Source organism: Terriglobia bacterium, from assembly GCA_032252755.1.
GTDB lineage: Bacteria > Acidobacteriota > Terriglobia > Terriglobales > Acidobacteriaceae > JAVUPY01.
The window spans coordinates 1-16,847 of record JAVUPY010000089.1 but is presented as its reverse complement, the minus strand read 5'-3'; the positions used below and the strand labels follow the sequence as shown (position 1 = coordinate 16,847).

15 protein-coding genes are annotated in these 16,847 nt (G+C 56.7%); 5 read left to right on the top strand and 10 right to left on the bottom strand.

From position 1 onward, the window contains the following. Window positions 1-400: 400 nt before the first annotated feature. Together ROO76_22115 and ROO76_22110 are read left to right on the top strand one after the other, a co-directional pair. Complete coding sequence (locus ROO76_22115; protein ID MDT8070867.1) at window positions 401-1,630, top strand: glycosyltransferase; 1,230 nt, start codon at window positions 401-403, stop codon at window positions 1,628-1,630. Window positions 1,631-1,653: 23 nt separating this feature from the next. Then, window positions 1,654-2,613, top strand: coding sequence for a glycosyltransferase (locus tag ROO76_22110; GenBank protein ID MDT8070866.1), 960 nt, complete (start codon window positions 1,654-1,656; stop codon window positions 2,611-2,613). Here the strand turns inward: ROO76_22110 and rfbD are convergent. Genes rfbD through rfbC form a run of 3 tightly spaced genes read right to left on the bottom strand, consistent with a single transcriptional unit; the run spans window position 2,610 to window position 5,049 of the window. Then, on the bottom strand, window positions 2,610-3,467 hold the full coding sequence (gene rfbD / locus ROO76_22105) for a dTDP-4-dehydrorhamnose reductase (protein MDT8070865.1): 858 nt from the start codon (window positions 3,465-3,467) through the stop codon (window positions 2,610-2,612). The genes ROO76_22110 and rfbD overlap by 4 nt on opposite strands. A 5-nt stretch (window positions 3,468-3,472) precedes the next feature. Continuing rightward, the gene (locus ROO76_22100) at window positions 3,473-4,465 is read right to left on the bottom strand and encodes an SDR family oxidoreductase (protein ID MDT8070864.1); all 993 of its coding nucleotides are present in this window, start codon (window positions 4,463-4,465) and stop codon (window positions 3,473-3,475) included. Continuing rightward, window positions 4,462-5,049 (bottom strand): dTDP-4-dehydrorhamnose 3,5-epimerase, encoded by a 588-nt coding sequence (rfbC, locus tag ROO76_22095; protein MDT8070863.1) that lies wholly within the window; start codon window positions 5,047-5,049, stop codon window positions 4,462-4,464. Before rfbC ends, ROO76_22100 begins: the two co-directional genes overlap by 4 nt. A gap of 119 nt (window positions 5,050-5,168) precedes the next feature. Here rfbC and ROO76_22090 point away from each other — a divergent pair, with 119 nt between their 5' ends. Continuing rightward, complete coding sequence (locus tag ROO76_22090) at window positions 5,169-6,494, top strand: flippase (GenBank protein ID MDT8070862.1); 1,326 nt, start codon at window positions 5,169-5,171, stop codon at window positions 6,492-6,494. 146 nt (window positions 6,495-6,640) lie between these two features. On the opposite strand, the gene ROO76_22085 is transcribed toward ROO76_22090, so the two are convergent. The 7 genes from ROO76_22085 to rfbF are packed head-to-tail and all read right to left on the bottom strand — an operon-like array spanning window position 6,641 to window position 14,688. Further along, the gene (locus ROO76_22085; GenBank protein ID MDT8070861.1) at window positions 6,641-7,636 is read right to left on the bottom strand and encodes a glycosyltransferase family 2 protein; all 996 of its coding nucleotides are present in this window, start codon (window positions 7,634-7,636) and stop codon (window positions 6,641-6,643) included. Next, entirely contained in the window at window positions 7,636-8,715 is a 1,080-nt protein-coding gene (locus ROO76_22080) for an N-acetylneuraminate synthase family protein (protein ID MDT8070860.1), read from the bottom strand. Before ROO76_22080 ends, ROO76_22085 begins: the two co-directional genes overlap by 1 nt. Next, window positions 8,708-10,555: a thiamine pyrophosphate-binding protein gene (locus ROO76_22075; GenBank protein ID MDT8070859.1), complete on the bottom strand. Its 1,848-nt coding sequence runs from the start codon at window positions 10,553-10,555 to the stop codon at window positions 8,708-8,710. The genes ROO76_22080 and ROO76_22075 overlap by 8 nt, the downstream gene beginning before the upstream one ends. Before the next feature lie 8 nt (window positions 10,556-10,563). Continuing rightward, window positions 10,564-11,631 carry an NAD(P)-dependent oxidoreductase gene (locus tag ROO76_22070; protein MDT8070858.1) on the bottom strand — a complete coding sequence of 356 codons (1,068 nt, stop codon included), beginning with the start codon at window positions 11,629-11,631 and terminating at the stop codon, window positions 10,564-10,566. Continuing rightward, the gene (gene rfbH / locus ROO76_22065; GenBank protein ID MDT8070857.1) at window positions 11,607-12,938 is read right to left on the bottom strand and encodes a lipopolysaccharide biosynthesis protein RfbH; all 1,332 of its coding nucleotides are present in this window, start codon (window positions 12,936-12,938) and stop codon (window positions 11,607-11,609) included. Before rfbH ends, ROO76_22070 begins: the two co-directional genes overlap by 25 nt. After that, on the bottom strand, window positions 12,938-13,930 hold the full coding sequence (locus tag ROO76_22060) for a GDP-mannose 4,6-dehydratase (GenBank protein MDT8070856.1): 993 nt from the start codon (window positions 13,928-13,930) through the stop codon (window positions 12,938-12,940). The genes rfbH and ROO76_22060 overlap by 1 nt, the downstream gene beginning before the upstream one ends. After that, window positions 13,909-14,688 carry a glucose-1-phosphate cytidylyltransferase gene (rfbF, locus tag ROO76_22055; GenBank protein ID MDT8070855.1) on the bottom strand — a complete coding sequence of 260 codons (780 nt, stop codon included), beginning with the start codon at window positions 14,686-14,688 and terminating at the stop codon, window positions 13,909-13,911. The genes ROO76_22060 and rfbF overlap by 22 nt, the downstream gene beginning before the upstream one ends. A 302-nt stretch (window positions 14,689-14,990) precedes the next feature. Between rfbF and hemE the strand changes: the two genes are divergently transcribed. Both hemE and hemH read left to right on the top strand, forming a co-directional pair. Beyond that, window positions 14,991-16,046, top strand: a complete 1,056-nt coding sequence (gene hemE, locus ROO76_22050) for a uroporphyrinogen decarboxylase (protein MDT8070854.1) — start codon at window positions 14,991-14,993, stop codon at window positions 16,044-16,046. 2 nt (window positions 16,047-16,048) lie between these two features. Continuing rightward, the coding region (gene hemH, locus ROO76_22045; GenBank protein ID MDT8070853.1) for a ferrochelatase at window positions 16,049-16,847 on the top strand (799 nt) is incomplete at its 3' end.

The following is a 16,847-nucleotide window of genomic DNA, read 5'->3' as shown; positions in this document are numbered from 1 at the left end:
GATGAAGGTCGATCCCGGCTTGAATGCGGTCCCAAACTTCAACGACGCCCAAAAATACTGGCTGGATGCCATACCCAACGCCAGCGTGATAACGCCTCGCTATGGCCTGCTGTTCCGCGTCCTCGGACAGGCGGATGATGGGTCGGCAGCACTCATCGGCTTGGGACTGAAATAGTCTGTACCTGACGGGAGCGGGGACACCCGCTCCCGTTCGTAAGAACAAGCTCGTAATCAATTCCCCGAAGAGGGCCGAGGAAGAACTAAGGCACAATCTCGCAATTTGCCCGACAGTGAATGCAGCAGTGATTTACCTCCATTTCCGAACGCACGCTGGCGACATGGCAATTGAACCAAGACCCGCTGGAAGCAACTATCTTCTGAGGCTGTATAGTAGCTTCAGATGCGGGTCCTTCAGCTCAACATTGATTACGCTGGAACCGGTGCCGACCGCTGTGCGAGGGAGCTCTACGAGGGCTTGCCGCAACTGGGAATCGCAACATCTATGTGGGTCAGCGGCAGGAAGCCCTCTCCTCCGGGAGTGTGGGCAATTCAGGCTCCCTGGGAACGCTTGCTTACGCCGCTGGAGGCCTTCCCCGATCTCACCGACTGGCGCCATCGCGGGTCCGTAGCAGCCCTGAAGTCAATTTCCACGCGGGGTTTCGATCTCGTCCACATCCACAACATCCATAGCGGTTGGATCTCCATCCGATCTGTTCGCGAACTGACCGAACGGTTTCCCTGCGTGTGGACCCTGCATGACGAGTGGGCTCCGAACCTTGGCATCACTTACAATCTGACCGGCAAAATCTCGGCAGCCGAAGTTAAACAACTCTCACGTGGCCTCATTCGCCATATCCCGTACCACCGCTATCACGACAACTTCAAGTGGCGCCGTACCCGGAGATTTCTTCAGCGCTGGCTGCCGCAGCCGCGCGTCGTGATCTGTCCCAGCCAGTTCATGGCCGACCTCGCCTGCTCTGCCGGAGTTTTCCCGCGCTCTGAAATCGTGAACATTCCCAATGGCACGCGCATGCCCGAGATTCCCGAGTCCCACATGGATCGCAACGAGGCCAGGCGATTGCTCGGACTCTCGCCCGAGAAGAAAACGGTCTTAATGGTGTCCGCCGACCTTGCCCAGGCTCACAAAGGCGTCGATCTTGGAATCAAGGCCCTTCGAGCCGCTGTTACCGCTTCCGAACTCCAGGTCATCCTTTTAGGCGGCTCCGCCGCTTCCATTCAGGCAGCGCTTAAACCGATTACTACTGTTACGGTACAGACCTCTGACGATCGTACCCTCGCGCGTGCATACCGCGCCGCTGACGTTACTCTGATTCCGTCGCTCGGCGAAAACTTTCCATACGTGGCAATCGAGTCCCTCGCATGTGGTACCCCAGTGGTAGCCTTCCCTATCGGAGGCCTGCCGGAGATCATTGGAGAGAACGAACGCGGCATTCTGTGTAGCAAAATCGAGCCTCAAGAGATGGCAAAGAATATAGCTGTGTTGCTCAAAGATCCCGTCGGACGGGATGTGAAAGGCCAAGCTGGAGTAGCCTGGGTATCCCAGGATTGTGGAATGCGCAACTACCTCGACAGGATATCCTGCGCATACAGACGTGCACTGGCGCGCTGATCAATGTCTGCGAGAATGCTTGCATGCCGAAAGTCTCGGTGCTTGTCCCAAACTATAACTACGAGCGCTTTCTAAGCCTGCGTCTTCAGAGTATCGCTGACCAGACTTATCGAGACTTCGAAGTGATTCTGTTGGATGACGCATCGACGGATAAGAGCCCCGAAATAATGCGACAGTTTGCTGCGCGTTATGGTTGGCTCCTCGCTCCGAATACCAGCAATTCCGGCAGTGTCTTCAAGCAGTGGAACAAGGGCCTGAAATTGGCGCGGGGTGAATACGTCTGGATCGCAGAATCCGACGATTATGCAGATCCGCGATTCTTAGAAACACTTGTCCCCGTACTCGAAAACAATCCAAAGTGCGGAATCGTCTACTGCGAATCCTTGAAGATCGATGCAGGGGGGAATCCCATGGGCGAGGTTCGGCCCACGGCCTTTGGCACGCGATCAGAAAGGTGGAACCATGATTTCACGGCCAGTGGACAAGACGAAATTTCAAACTTTTTCATTCAAGAATCAACTATTCCCAATGCCAGTGCAGTCTTGTTCCGGCGCAAGTTCTATGAAATCGCTGGCGGAATCGACGAGAGCTTCAGGCTATCAGCCGACTACAAATTCTGGGCCTCAATTCTCGCCACTTCCGACCTCTCCTACATCGCGACTCCACTGAACTTCTTCCGAAGTCACGGTGCTACGACGCGGTCGAAGACTCGTGCATGGGAGCATCTTGCTGAAATGCTACGCGTGATGCAATTCATGGCTGGCAGGACGTCTGTACCCAACGAAGCAATGCAGGATCTTCACGGCAGGATTGGCATCTTATTTCTATACGCATTCCTGTCGGAACGTCCAACCTGGCCCAAACTGAAGGAGTCGTGGCGTTTGGCTCGTGGACTTGGGTTCAGACCGTCCGTACGAGCTCTCTCAGGAATGGCCGCTCACATTGGCAGAGGAATTCGCAGTCGTATTAAACCGAAGAGCTAAGCCCTGCTGCCTAAGTAGCGTCGCAGGCCTTCTGCCCAGTGGGGCATCTTCGGCAGTCCTAGCGCGTTGTACTTCGCCTTGTCCAGAGTTGTTCGTTTTGGCCGACGCACGGTCCCCTGAACTTCAACGGTTGTGCATGGGTTCAGGTCCGCATTCACCCCGGCCCGCTGGAAAATCTCCCGCGCAAATTCGTACCATGAGCACTCGCCCTCAGAGCTGAGGTGATAGAGACCGTAGGCGTTTGTCTGCAGCAGGTCGCAGACGCGCTCCGCAAGATTGAGGGTGTACGTCGGCGAGAGTATCTGGTCCTCGACCACCCGAATCGGGTTACCTTCTTTGGCTCGCTTCAGCATGTTTTCGACAAAGTTCAGCCCTTTTCCGCTCGGTCCCGCCAGACCGAACAGGCCACACGTCCTGACGATGAAGTTCCGCTCTGTTGTATAGGCGACCAATTCTTCGCCGGCGACTTTGCTCACGCCGTATACATTTAGCGGAGATGGCACATCCGTCTCTGTGTACGGGGCTCCTTTACATCCGTCGAAAACGTAGTCAGTACTGAAGTGGACGAACACCGCTTTGTGCTTCTCGCAGCACTCCGCAACATTGCGGACTCCCACGGCATTCACCGCGAAGGCCATCTCTGGGTTAGCTTCGCACCGGTCCACCTGATGAAATGCGGCCGTATTGATGACTACATCCGGTCGAACTGAAGAAATAAGTCTCTCTACCGCCTCTCGCTGGCAGATATCGACTTTGCGATTTGCAATGGGATGCAGGTCGTGAGCGCGCTTCTCAAGAACACGAGCGAGATCCGTCCCTAACTGCCCGTTCGAGCCGATCAGAATTATTCTCATCCCACTCAGCCCTTGGTCGAACCTGCTTGAGCGCCGGCCACATGCGGCTCCAGTTTCTTCAGCATCTGGATGTTGTAATAGGCCGGGTTATCCCAATCTTGAAATTCTTTCCGGTGTTCCAACAGTCCGCGAACGATGGATCGCACGTCATCGTAAGGATGGAAACTCAACACATTCTCTGCCTTGGAGATGCTCACTTTGTAGTTCCGGTAATCCTGACGATGATTGATGTTGATCCTGACCGGCGTCCCAAGACCGCGCTCTATTTCGTGTTTCACCAGGTCGCCGACTTCGCCCACCGTGTAGTTGCCAGAAGCGACATTAAATATTCCGGAGACAGATTCGTGTGCTTCGATCGCCCGAATATAAGCGCTTGCCGTGTCTTGTGTGCTTATGATCGGACGCCAAATCGCCGGATTGTTGACCGTGATCGCTCCATCCTGCAAAGCGCACTTGAACATGGTGTTGATAATCAGATCAAGCCGCATCCGTGGGCTATAACCGCAAACGGTACCCTTGCGCAGCGAGATCACCGAAAACGTTTTGTCTGCGAATGACAGTACAGCCTGTTCGCCCTGTAGCTTCGAAATCCCGTAGGGATAGCTGGAAACTGCCGGTTTCGTTTCATCGTACAGTTCGTTTTCCGTGTAGCCGTAGACCGAGCAGGAAGACGCATAGACGTAGCGTCGCACCGCAGCTTTCTTCGCGATGTAGGCCAGGTAGGCTGGAGAAGCCGCATTGAAAATAAAATTTTTGCTCGGCGAATACTCCGCCATCGGGTCGTTGGAAAGCCCGGCAAGAAAAACTACCTGGTCGTATCCGGACAGATCTTCGGTTTCCAGCGCAAACAAGTCCTTCTCAATTACTCCGACCTCAGGCGGCAAGTGGTTGCCAAACCAGAAAAGATCGACAACGTCGACTTTGTATCCGCGTTCCAGAAGTTTCGGGATCAGCACCGACCCGACGTAACCCGCGCCCCCGACAATCAGAATCTTCATCGTTTCTCCTTCTCGTATCGTATGTTGTCGGACAGTGGAGATGCCAGCCACTGCGCCAGCGTTTGCGCGGTACGGTCTTTTTCCGAAATTACCATGTCACTCTCGGGAAGCGGCCACTCGATTCCGATTGCAGGGTCCCGGAACGAAATCCCCGATTCTGCCTTCGAACTGTACACGCCGGTGCATTTGTACTGCACCTCACAATATTCTGTCAGCGCGCAGAAACCGCGTGCGAACCCAAACGGTGCCCAGACCTGCTTCTTGTTCTCGGCGCTTACATCCAAGCCAAACCATTTGCCCAGCGTTGGCGATCCCTTCCGGATATCAACCGCAACCAGGAAGGCCGTGCCCAGAGTCACCCGCATCAGTTTTCCCATCGGCGGGTCCCATTGGAAGTGTAAGCCCCGCAGCACCCCATATTTCGATCTTGAGTGGTTATCCTGTACGAACTGCGGTGGAAGCCCTAGTTCTGTGAACTCGTCAGCCCGGTAGGTCTCCATGAAAAAGCCCCGGTCGTCCCCACGGACCAGTGGAATTACTACGGCGATATCGTTTAGATGGCGTGATTCAATCGCTAAAGGCATGATTGTTGATGATCAATGTACACGCGCCAAAACGTCATTGGCCATACGTCTTTGGCGTATCGACTATCTTCAGTAACAGGCTAAAATGACCGCTGGAGCCCATCTCAAACCGGCGCCTGATGGCCATACCCGAGTCCGCAATCACGAACCTCACCTCGCGCAAGCACCTCCTGCGGAACAGCATCATCAACCTGCTCGGAGATGGCGCCCCCTTTGTAGTCGCTGTTATAGCAATCCCCCGGCTCATCGACGCCCTCGGGACTGCTCGTTTTGGCGTCCTCACCCTCATCTGGATGGTCATCTCTTACTTCACCGTCTTCGATCTGGGTGTCGGGCGCGCGTTGACCAACCTCATTTCTCGGGAACTGGGGAAGGGCGACGAGACTTCCATCGGCCCACTCGCGTGGACTGCCATCATGCTGACCGCCGGGCTCGGTACTCTGGGGGGCATTTTGTTAGCCGGGTGCTCTCATTGGCTCGTCTATTCGGTACTCAGAGTTCCGGAGTCACTCTGTCCCGAAACCGTCCGAGCTTTCCAGCTATTCGCGATCTCGATACCCGCAGTTCTTACCACAACGGGATTCCGAGGAATACTGGAGGCATACCATCGATTCGACATCGCAGTATCCATTCGTGGGCCGATGACGGCCTATAACTTCGGGGCCCCGCTCGCCGTTTTGCCCTTCTCCCACTCACTTGTTCCGATCATCGTCGTGCTTTTAGTCGGCCGTTATGTCTCGCTGTTACTTCACTTCACAGCATGCATAACCATGTTCCAGCCGTTGCGGCCTATATTCCAGTGGCGCACGGCCACCCTCAGTCCATTGTTGACGTTCGGCGGTTGGCTCACTGTATCTAATGTCATTACTCCAGTAATGTCCGGAATGGACCGATTTCTGGTAGGAGCGCTGGTCTCCATTCAGGCGGTTGCATACTATGCGACGCCGTATGAAATCATCACGAAACTACTAATCGTATCTGGCGCCGTGGGAGGAGTTTTCTTCCCAACCTTCTCCAGCGTGCTCATGTCCGATGTACCACGCACCTCGCAGATATACGCTAGGGCTACAAGATTTCTGGTTTTCTTACTTCTTCCAACCACGGTACTCGCGATAATCCTTGCTCGACCAGGGCTTCGATTGTGGCTCGGTCAAGACTTTGCTTCACACAGTACCCTCGTGCTCCAGATTCTGAGCATCGGCGTCATGATGAATGCCCTGGCGTCCCTACCTTACGCGCTCGTGCAGGGAGCAGGGCGGGCTGATTGGACCGCGAAAATGCACATGGTCGAGATGCCGGTCTACTTGGGGGTTTTCTGGCTTTTGACCACGAGATTCAACATTGTCGGCGCTGCCATAGCATGGGCGGTCCACACAACCTTGGACCTGATCATACTTAGGTCAATGGCCCGGCGCGTTCTCACCGCGCGACTACCCACCCTCTAGTTTCGTCCCGAACCATCTCCGTAAAATTCAGTAAACAAAGGGACTTTAAGTTCCTACGGCCACAGTGTTTTACGCCGGAATTCCCGTAAAATATTGATTCTAAGAGATCGCAAATATAGGGGGGTGGGGGGTCTGTTACCAGATGGTTAACCCTTTTCCTGCATCTGGCGAGCCCCAAACGGAGCCTCTGCCAACGGCCTCCCAAACCCATGCTCAAAGTTGATCCGCTCGTCCTCAAAGACATGGGGCCGCGCCCGCACCTGCGTAAAAATGTTTCCGATGTACTCTCCGATGATTCCCAGAAAAACCATCTGCAGCGAGCCTAAGAAGAAAACACCAAGCACCAGAGGCGCGATTCCAACCGAAAATTCCGTCCAGAACAGTACCTTGTAAACGAAGTACGACAAACCAGCCAGGAACGAAATCGCAGCTCCGAGGAACCCGACGAAAATCGCCAGTCGCAACGGCACTTTCGAGAGCGTCGTTACGCCGAGCATTCCAATGTCATACAACGTCAGCCAGTTGTTCTTCGTCTTGCCGCGCTTGCGCCGCTCCTGCGTGTAATAAACCTCGCTGTGCGGCAATCCGATCTCCGCGATCATGCCGCGAAAGTAAGGATAAGGATCTGGAAACTGCTTCACCATATCCATCACCTTGCGATCGTACAAACCGAATCCTGTGAAGTGCTCGTAAGTCTCGATCGAGGAGATGTTTCGCACCATGTTGTAGTACTGGCTGCGAATCCAGTACATCAGCGGATTCTCGCGGCTCTGATGCTTGATGGCAATCACGATGGGAATTCCTCGCTCCCACTCGGCGATGAACTGCTCCAGCAGTTCCGGAGGATCCTGCAGGTCCGACAGCAACACGATCACGGCGTCTCCGCGCGCCTGCATGAGCGCGTGGAATGGCGAACGCAAATGTCCGAAGTTGCGAGTGTTGCGGATGACCTTCACGTTGGTGTCCGCGCTTGCGATCTGCTTCAGGATAGTGAAAGTGTTGTCGGTCGAGCGATTGTCGATGAAGATGTGCTCGTATTCGTATCGGCCGAGCTTGGCCATCAGCGCGCGAACGCGCTCGTACACCTCCAGCACATTCCCTTCCTCGTTGTAGCACGGAGTCACGACACTGATCGTCTTCATCAGATCCCCCGGTCATAGATCAGCGCCCGCAGGGACGCAATGCTGGCGTAAGGACTGTCGATCTTGTCGATCATGATCGGTTCGTCCTTCTTCACCGCGCAGCGGATGACTTCGCCGCGCATCAGTTCGCGGCACGAGATTTGCCCCTTCTGCAAGGGGATCGCGAGGTAAACGTCTTCGTCCGCCAACACGTGCCCAACTGGGAGATCGCGACTCGCATAGACTCCGCGGACGAGGGAGTCAAGATACGCGATCTCCTTCTGAGGGGGGATTCGTTTTTGTGTCCCCGGAGCCCCACACATCTCCTTGGCCTTGTGAAATGCCTTGAACCAGGTATCGATCTGGTCGGGAAGCGAGCAGTAAGGGCTGACCTTCATGCCGTCGCTCTCGATGTCAATGTGCCGCTCGAACGTTCGCGCGCCCTTTGCATAGGCGATCAGCATGGAAGCGGTCCAATCGTGATACTCGTGCGTGGAGAACCCGATGATGTGGTGCGGATAGCGGTTTCGCAGGAAATCGATCTGGTTCATATCGAGTTCCTGGTCTTCGCTCGGGTAAAGCGAAACACAATGATTGATCGCGAGCGGAATGTGGCGGTTCTCGAAAAAGGTAATCAGGTCATCGACATCCTTAAGGGAGCTTCCACCGGTGGAAACGATGACGGGTTTCTTGGTCTGGGCGATCTTCTCGATCAGCACCCAGTCGTTCATGTCGGAGCTCGCCAGCTTCAGGATCGGAATGCCGAGTTCGACGCACAGGTCGACTGACTTCTCGTCGAAGGCAGTGGCCATCGGGGTGCAATTCCCATCGCGGATGGCTTTCACCATTCGCGCAATCTCCTCGAACGACAGCTGAGTATCCAGCGTTTTCTTGATGTAGCGGATATCGGAGCGGTCGCGAAAGTCCTTATGGATGAAGCGATCGACATCGCGCAACTGGATCTTGATGGCGGCGCGAACATTGTTGAATCGGACCACTTGGGAGTAGGTGGAGATGATCTTGAGTCCACGCGCCACGTCGCCGAGGTGATTGTTCGCGAGTTCCAGTACAAATAGATCTTCGAAAATATCTCTATTCATGCTTGGTTTCCCCGGTTCTCTGCGGAGCTAAGCATTCCTGCTCATCTGCATCTTGGTATCTGTTACTTGCCATCTCTTCGTCACCGAGAAAGGGATACATGTCGTCTAACGCCGGCGTGAGTATTGTGCCGTCTTCTAACTTGCGCGAGCGAATTCGCGGTTCGAATTCCTGCGTACTATCCAGCATCACATCAAAAAGGTATGGCCCTGGCGCATTCAGAGCACGATGCACGGCGTCCATCTGGGCACGATGATCAACCCGCATCGCGGGAATACCGAAAGCGTCTGCCACCCGCACCATGTCGGGAAAAGATACACCGCTGGCTTTGCTTTCGCCGACCAGGCGGCGGAAGAAGTTCTTCTGCGTAGTCCGGATCGATAAGTAGCCGTTATTGTTGAGTACGAAGATTTTCACTGGCAGATCGTAATGCATGACGGTCTGAAGCTCTTGCACATTCATCTGCAGGCTGCCATCGCCCGCAAGACAGATAACGCGCCCGCCTTTGCGGGCAAAAGCCGCACCGATCGAAGCGGGAAGATCGTATCCCATGGAGGCAGAACCGGAGTTGGAAAACAAGCGCTGTCCTTTGCGCAGAGGGAGTGCCTGGAACGGCACAATGCAGGCGGTGGCATTACCGCAGACCACGACGTCATCATCCGCGAGGATCTCACCTAGAAGTTCAATGAAATAGTATGGATTCAGCGGTGGCCCATCTTTCCGTTGTTTCGTCTGTACTACGCGATATTTGTGAACGCGCTCACGGCACCAGGCCAGCCAGGCTGAATGATCTCCTGTCTTTGCGGGGTCATTCAATTGCCGTGCCATTTCCGTTAGGAAGAGTTTCAGGTCGCACGCGATTCCGAGGTCCGGTTTTACGAGAGGCTTTTTGAACTCCAGTGGGTCGACATCTACTTGAATCTTGAACGCCTTTGGCGCGAAGGATGCCCAGTTGTAGCTGACCTGACGGATATTCAGACGGGAGCCCAAAACGAGGACGAGATCTGCATTTTGGACGGTGAAATTGCCGGCACGCTCGCCGATCGTGCCCGGGCGTCCGCAAAACAGAGGATCGTCCGAGGCGATCAGGTCATGAGTCCAACCGGTTGTGACCGGAATCTGCAGTGCGCGGATAACTTGTTCGAACTCGTCCAGGGCCTGCGCGAGTCGCACTCCGGTTCCGGCGAGGATCACCGGACGTTTCGCGTGGCGGAGTCTCTCGAGGATGTCACGAACAGTCTTTTCTAATTCCAGCAGGTTGAGTTCTCTCGATACTTCTGAATGATCAAAACCGGGGAGATCGCTCTCTTTTACTTGTGCCCCTTGAACATCAACGGGGATGTCGATCCAGCAGGGGCCGGGCCGCCCGTGCTTTGCCAGGCAATAGGCTTTTTCGAGGTGGTAACGGATGGCTTTAGGATCGTCGACAAGCGCGGCATATTTGGTAATACCACGAACCATGCTGACGACATCGACTTCCTGGTCGCCCAATTGGCGGAGTTCCGGGCAGCCCATCAGGGTTTTGCAGGTTTCGCGTTTCACCTGGCCGGAAACAATGACCATGGGGATGGAATCTGTCCAGGCACCGAAGACCCCATTCAGCGCATTGATTCCTCCCGGACCGGTCGTGACGTTGATGACTCCGGGCGTGTTCGTGATCCGCGCGTAGCCCTCAGCTGCCATGGCGGCAGCCTGCTCGTGGTGCATGCACACATACCGGATTCGGGGCTCGTTGCCGAATGAATCGTTAAGGTGCATAGCGCCACCACCTGTGACGAGAAACACGTGTTCCACGCCCCAGTCGGCCAGCCGTTTTGCCACGTAATCGGATACCTTGATCATGACCTCGATTAGTGTGAGACCGAAACAGCCTGCGCCCGGTGCCACTTCATTGTCCTTCGTAGACCGTCTTCCAGTGGAACATGCACCACGAGCCCCAGTTCGCGCTCTGCGCGCGAGGTGTCGGGTACGTATCGCGTTGTTGGGACACCGGGCCGGTTAAGCACTTCCACTTCCACCCTATGATCCGCAGTATCTGCTGTAAGCTTCGCCAACTCGCGAACGGTGACCGCGTGCGGACTGCCGACGTTGTATGGTCGCGCGGCTTCCCCTTTCAGCAGGATCGTCCACAGCCATGCGGCCATGTCAGCCGCGTATAGATAGGAACGAACAGTGCTGCCGTCGCTTTCGATACGTATCGTGCGGCCGTTCAGGGCGTCACGCATGAAGTTACCTACGGCGTACCCCTCCAAGGGCAAGTGCGGGCCGACGAACGCGAACAGGCGAGCGATCAGTGTCTTCATGCCGAACTGGCGTGCGTACATCGTGCAAAGGAACTCGGAGGCGCGCTTGGCCTGGCCATAGGCGCTCTTCTCGTCGGTCGTCGCGGGAGCACCCGGGTAGTCCTCGGGGATTCGTGGCAGATCGTTCGGCGGTCTTCCGTAGATTGCCCCGGAGCTGGTGAATAACAGACGTCGGGTGCCGGCTTGCCGCGCGAATTCGAGGACTCGGCGGGTTGCGGTGAGGTCGGCGTCGAAGGTCGCAGCCGGAAATTCAGGGCCAGCCTTGACCGATGCTTCCGTGGCGGCGTGAATAACGAATCCGAACTCGCCTTCAGGAAAATCAAAATTCTGCGCGGTACCTCGAAGCAGGCTGACCGACTTGTAATTCGCGACGGCGGGAGCTTTCGCGCGGAACGCTTCGGGATTGCGCGTTAGCAGAACCGCCTCAAGTCCGAGGTTCAGTTTGGTATCGGCCCAAACGAGACTTTCCGTGAGCCACGTTCCGACGAAACCCGTTCCACCGGTGATCAACAGGCGCTGTCCTCGCAACGGTTCCCAAATACCCGACGTTGTGGCGAGAACATGATCGAGGTCGGCCGCGAGAGGATGCGTCATAGGGTGCGCAACGCCACGCATTCGACGGGCGCCTCCCGGAGTACGCGGACCATGTACTTGATCATTTCTGGAGTGAGGCCGGGATAGACGCCGATCCAGAAGGCCTGGTTCATTACGCAGTCGCTGTTCTTCAGATCGCCGGCGACGCGGAATGGGACATTCTTGTATGCCGGTTGGCGGACGAGGTTGCCGCCGAAAAGTTGGCGGGACTGAATTTTCTTGGAGTCGAGGTATTCGACTAAATTCTTGCGCGAGAACGGAGCGCCGTCACGGACCATCATTGGGAAGCCGAACCAGCTCGGATCAGAATGCGGAGTCGGTTCGGGCAGGATGAAGTGTTCTTGCAGGTCGGCGAGGCCCTCATGCAGCGCCGCGAAGTTCTTTCTGCGGGCTTCAATGAAGCTCGGTAGTTTTTTCAACTGGGCGACGCCGACGGCGGCTTGCATGTCGGTGGCTTTCAGGTTGTAGCCGATGTGCGAATAGATGTACTTGTGGTCATACCCGTGCGGTAGCTGGCCGAGTTGCCAGTTGAAACGTTTACCGCATGTGTTCTCTTTGCCGGGCGCGCACCAGCAGTCACGGCCCCAATCGCGGAAGGATTCGACGAGCGTGCGCAGCAGCGGCTTCTGCGTGAGTACGCATCCGCCCTCGCCCATGGTGATGTGGTGGGCGGGATAGAAGCTGGTGGTGGCGAGGTCGCCGAAGGTGCCGACCTTTTGTCCGCGATAAGTCGAGCCGAGGGCGTCGCAGCAATCTTCAATCAGCCATAAGTTGTGCTTTTTGGTGACGGCGACGACGGAGTCAAGATCGAAGGGATTGCCCAGCGTGTGCGCAAAGATGACGGCCCGCGTGCGATCCGTAAGTGCAGCATCGAGTTGCGTCACGTCGACGTTGAAGGTCGGAATCTCGACGTCGACGAATACCGGCACCAGGCCGTTCTGAACGATGGGATTGACCGTTGTCGGGAATCCTGCGGCCAGGGTGATGACTTCGTCGCCGGGCTTAAGTTGGCGGTCGCCGAGGCGCTCGGAAGTCAGGGCCGAGATGGCCAGCAGGTTTGCCGACGAGCCGGAGTTGACGAGGATGGCTTCGCGGACGCCGACGAAGCGGGCGAACTCGCGCTCAAACTGCTCGGCAAAACGCCCGGTGGTGAGCCAGAAGTCCAGCGAGGACTCGACGAGCGTCTCCAATTCTTCTTCGTCGAAGACACGGCCGGAAACGGGAACAAAGGTCGTGCCGGGAACGAACTCGCGCGCGGGGAATGCCTCGCGATAGTACTCGGCCACCATGACGCGGATCCGGTTGCGCAACTCATCTGCTCGCGACACTACTTCAACGCCTCCCGGTACCACGCGATGGTCTTTTCAAGTCCCTGATCGAGGGTAAAGATCGGCTTCCAGTTCAGCTCTTTGCGGGCGCGCTCGGCGCTCAGGTATTGATGGCGAATCTCGTTCGAGGCCTGGTTGAGGATTTCGGGCTTGAGCTGCGAGTTCATCTTCGCGAGGATCGCGTTCACGAGATCGAGGACACTGATCTGCGTTTCGTTGGAGAAATTGTAGGCGGCACCGCTGAATTTGCGGTCTTTGTACAGGCGCTCCGCCAGAAGCATGTAGGCCTCGGCGCCGTCTTCCACGTAGAAATAATCGCGAATGAACTTGCCGTCCGAACGAATGATCGGCCGCTCGCCACGAAGGACGGAGCGAATCGTGCCGGGCACGACGCGGTTCCAATTGAGATCACCGCCGCCATAGAAGTTGCCACAACGCGTAATTGCCACGGGCAGCCCGAACGTGTGCGCGTAGGACTGCGCAATTAAGTCGGCACAGGATTTGCTGACGTCATAGGGGTGGCGTCCCTGAAGAGGCATGGCCTCGGTGTAGGGAAGAACTTCCTGGTCCCCGTAAGCCTTGTCGGACGAGGCGAGCACGATCGATTTGACCAGTGGCGAGCGGCGGCAGGCCTCAAGCAGGTTCCAGGTGCCGCGAACATTGCTTTCAAAGGTTGAGAGCGGATTCCGATTGGCGATGCCGACAATAGTTTGCGCGGCGAGGTGGAAGACAATTTCGATTTCGTACTCGCCAATGACGCGCTCGAGAAGATATGGACTTGCGAGGCCGCCACGGACGACGTTCACGCGATCGGCGAGGCCAGCATGGACGAATTCGCTAGCAGGAACCCAGTCGCGGACGAGCGTGGTGACGTTCGCGCCCTGGTCCAGCAGGTGCTTGGTCAGCCATCCGCCGACCAGTCCGGTTGCGCCGGTTATGAAGACCGCGCGATCTCGCCAGAAGCCGTTCTTCATTCCTGCCAAACTTTCCATGGGGCTTCACCGGCCGACCAAAGCTGGTTCAAGTATTCGTACTCGCGGTAGGTGTCCATTGCGTAGAAAAAGCCTTCGTGCTGGTAGGCCATGAGCTGGCCTTCGTTGGCCAGACGCTCCAGCGGTTCGCGCTCGAAGATGCAATCGTCACCGGAAATGTAGTCGAAGACCTTGCGATCGAGGACAAAGAAGCCGGCGCTGGCACGTTCACTGGTCTTGGGCTTCTCTTTGAAATGGGTGACGCGGCCGATGGAGTTTGACTCGATCATGCCGAACCGGGAACTCGGACTTACGGTGGTAACCGTCGCCAGCTTGCCGTGGCTTTTGTGGAACTCGAATAGTTTCTTGATGTCCACGTCGGCGACGCCATCGCCATAAGTGAGCATGAAGGTGTCTTCGCCGATGTAGCGCTCGATGCGCTTGACGCGGCCGCCCGTCATCGTGCTCTGGCCGGTGTCGGAGAGAGTGACGTGGAAATCCTGCTCCTGGTGGTTATTCCTGAATTCAATCTTCGAATTGCGCCCGAGGCAGACGGTGAAGTCGTTGTTCATCGCCTCGTAGTTCAGGAAGTAATCCTTGATCATGTTGCCGCGGTAACCGAGGCAGAGGACGAACTCGCGGAAACCATAGTGCGCGTAGCTCTTCATGATGTGCCAGAGAATGGGACGGCCGCCGATTTCGACCAGCGGTTTGGGGCGGAATTCGGTCTCCTCCCGCAGGCGGGTTCCCAAGCCTCCGCACAACATCACGACCTTCATCGCAGCTCCTGAACGGCAATGATTACGACATGGATGAGTTGCATACTTGGTAACACACGCATACGGCGACCACAAGCCCCGGGTATACGAAAAGGAAGTACCTTAAGGGCTTGCACCTTCTGGGCCTGCAAAAGGCCGAGTGGTTTGGGTTGTTGAGGACAATCTTAACTCGTTCAGAGCACCTCGGAGGCTCGGGAAATCTCCGTAATCCCGTCGGTCGCTGGGCGCAAAATAAGGTAGAGGCCCCTGTGACTGTCATCACACCCAGGTGTTCACCCGGCTGCTAAACTGATAATTCTCTTATGGCTGCCCCTAATTCACTGTTTGTCCGCGCCTGCAAGGGCCTGCCCACCGAGTCGACGCCGATGTGGTTCATGCGACAGGCGGGCCGGTACATGTCCGAATACCGCGATGTTCGAAAGCACCATTCATTGGTCGAGATCTGCAAGAAGCCGAAGTTGGCCGCCGAGGTGACGATCACCGCGGCTGAAGTCCTCAAGGTAGACGCCGCCATTATCTTCGCCGACCTGCTGCTGCCGCTCGAAGTAATGGGACTACCGTTCCATTTCTCGGTCGGCGAGGGGCCGGTCATTGAGCGTCCGCTGCGGACGGCCGAGGACGTGCGTGTCCTGCGAACCGATCGTACGGCGGAACTGGGCTACGTGCCAGAGGGGATTGCTGAGTGCGTTCGCCACTGGGGCGACAGGCTGCCGGTGATCAGCTTCTGCGGCGCGCCGTTCACGCTGGCGAGCTACATGATCGAGGGCGGCGGGTCTCGCAATTACCTCGAAGTCAAAAAGATGATGTACAACCAGCCGCAGGTCTGGGACGAGCTCAACCGCAAGCTGGTAGATGTCTTGGCGGCGTACTCGCTGGAGCAGATCAGGGCCGGGGCGGACGTTCACCAGGTCTTTGACAGCTGGGTCGGCTGCCTGAGCGTTGAGGACTACCGGCGTTACGTGCTGCCGCATACGACAGAGTTGGTTCGGCGGTTGAAGGTTTCGGGTTCGCCGATCATCTATTTCGGGACAGATAGTTCGACTCTGCTGACGTCGATGCAGGAGACGGGGGCGGACGTGATCGGCCTCGACTGGCGGATTCCTCTCGACGAAGGCTGGGCCAGGATGAATCACCAGCCTGCCGTGCAAGGGAACCTCGACCCGGTTACGCTCTTCGCCAACTGGAAGGAGATCGAGGCGAGAGCTGACCGCATCCTTCAGCAGGCGAACGGGCGACCGGGACACATATTCAACCTGGGGCACGGCATCCTGCCGCAAACGCCTGTCGATAATGTAAAGAGTCTCGCGAAATTCGTGCGTGAGCGCAGCGCCGCGTTGCGCACCCAGGCGGTGCGATAGAAATGAAACGTGCGGTGCTGATGCTGGCACATGGAACTCCGGAGAAGCCGGAGAACGTGCCCGCTTACCTTCGCAACGTGACCAGTGGGCGGCCCCTGCCGGAAGAAGTTGTAAAGGAAGTGCAGCACCGTTACGAGTTGATCGGGCAATCACCGCTGACATGTTGGACATACGAGCAGGCCGAGAAGGTTTCGGCGGAGTTGGGTATGCCCGTCTACGTCGGGATGCGCAACTGGAAGCCGTATATCGGCGAGACGGTGAAGCAGATGGTTGCCGACGGCGTGACACAGTGCGTGGCGATTTGTATGGCGCCGCACAATTCGAGGACGAGCGTCGGGCTTTATCGGCGCGCCGTGATCGGTGAGACAGGGAAGGCCCCGTTCTCGGTCGATTTCGTTGAGAGTTGGCACGATGAGCCGCTGCTAATCGAAGCTTTCGCTGAGCGGATGCGCATGGGATACGAGAAGGCCTGCAATGAATTCGGTTGTTCCTTGCCGGTGATCTTTACCGCGCATAGTGTCCCAATGCGGACGGTCGAGGCGGGCGACCCCTATGAGACGCAGGCGAGGCACACGGCCGAACTGGTGGCGGCTTCAGTCCCCGAGGTTACTTACTGGCGATTCGCATTCCAGAGCCAGGGAATGAGCGGTGGCACCTGGCTCGGGCCCACGGTGGAAGAAACGATCACGGGGCTCGCTGCGGAAGGGCATAAGGGGGTCTTTGTCCATCCGATCGGATTTGTTTGCGACCATGTCGAAGTCCTGTACGACATCGATATCGCCTTCCGAAAATTCGCCGAGG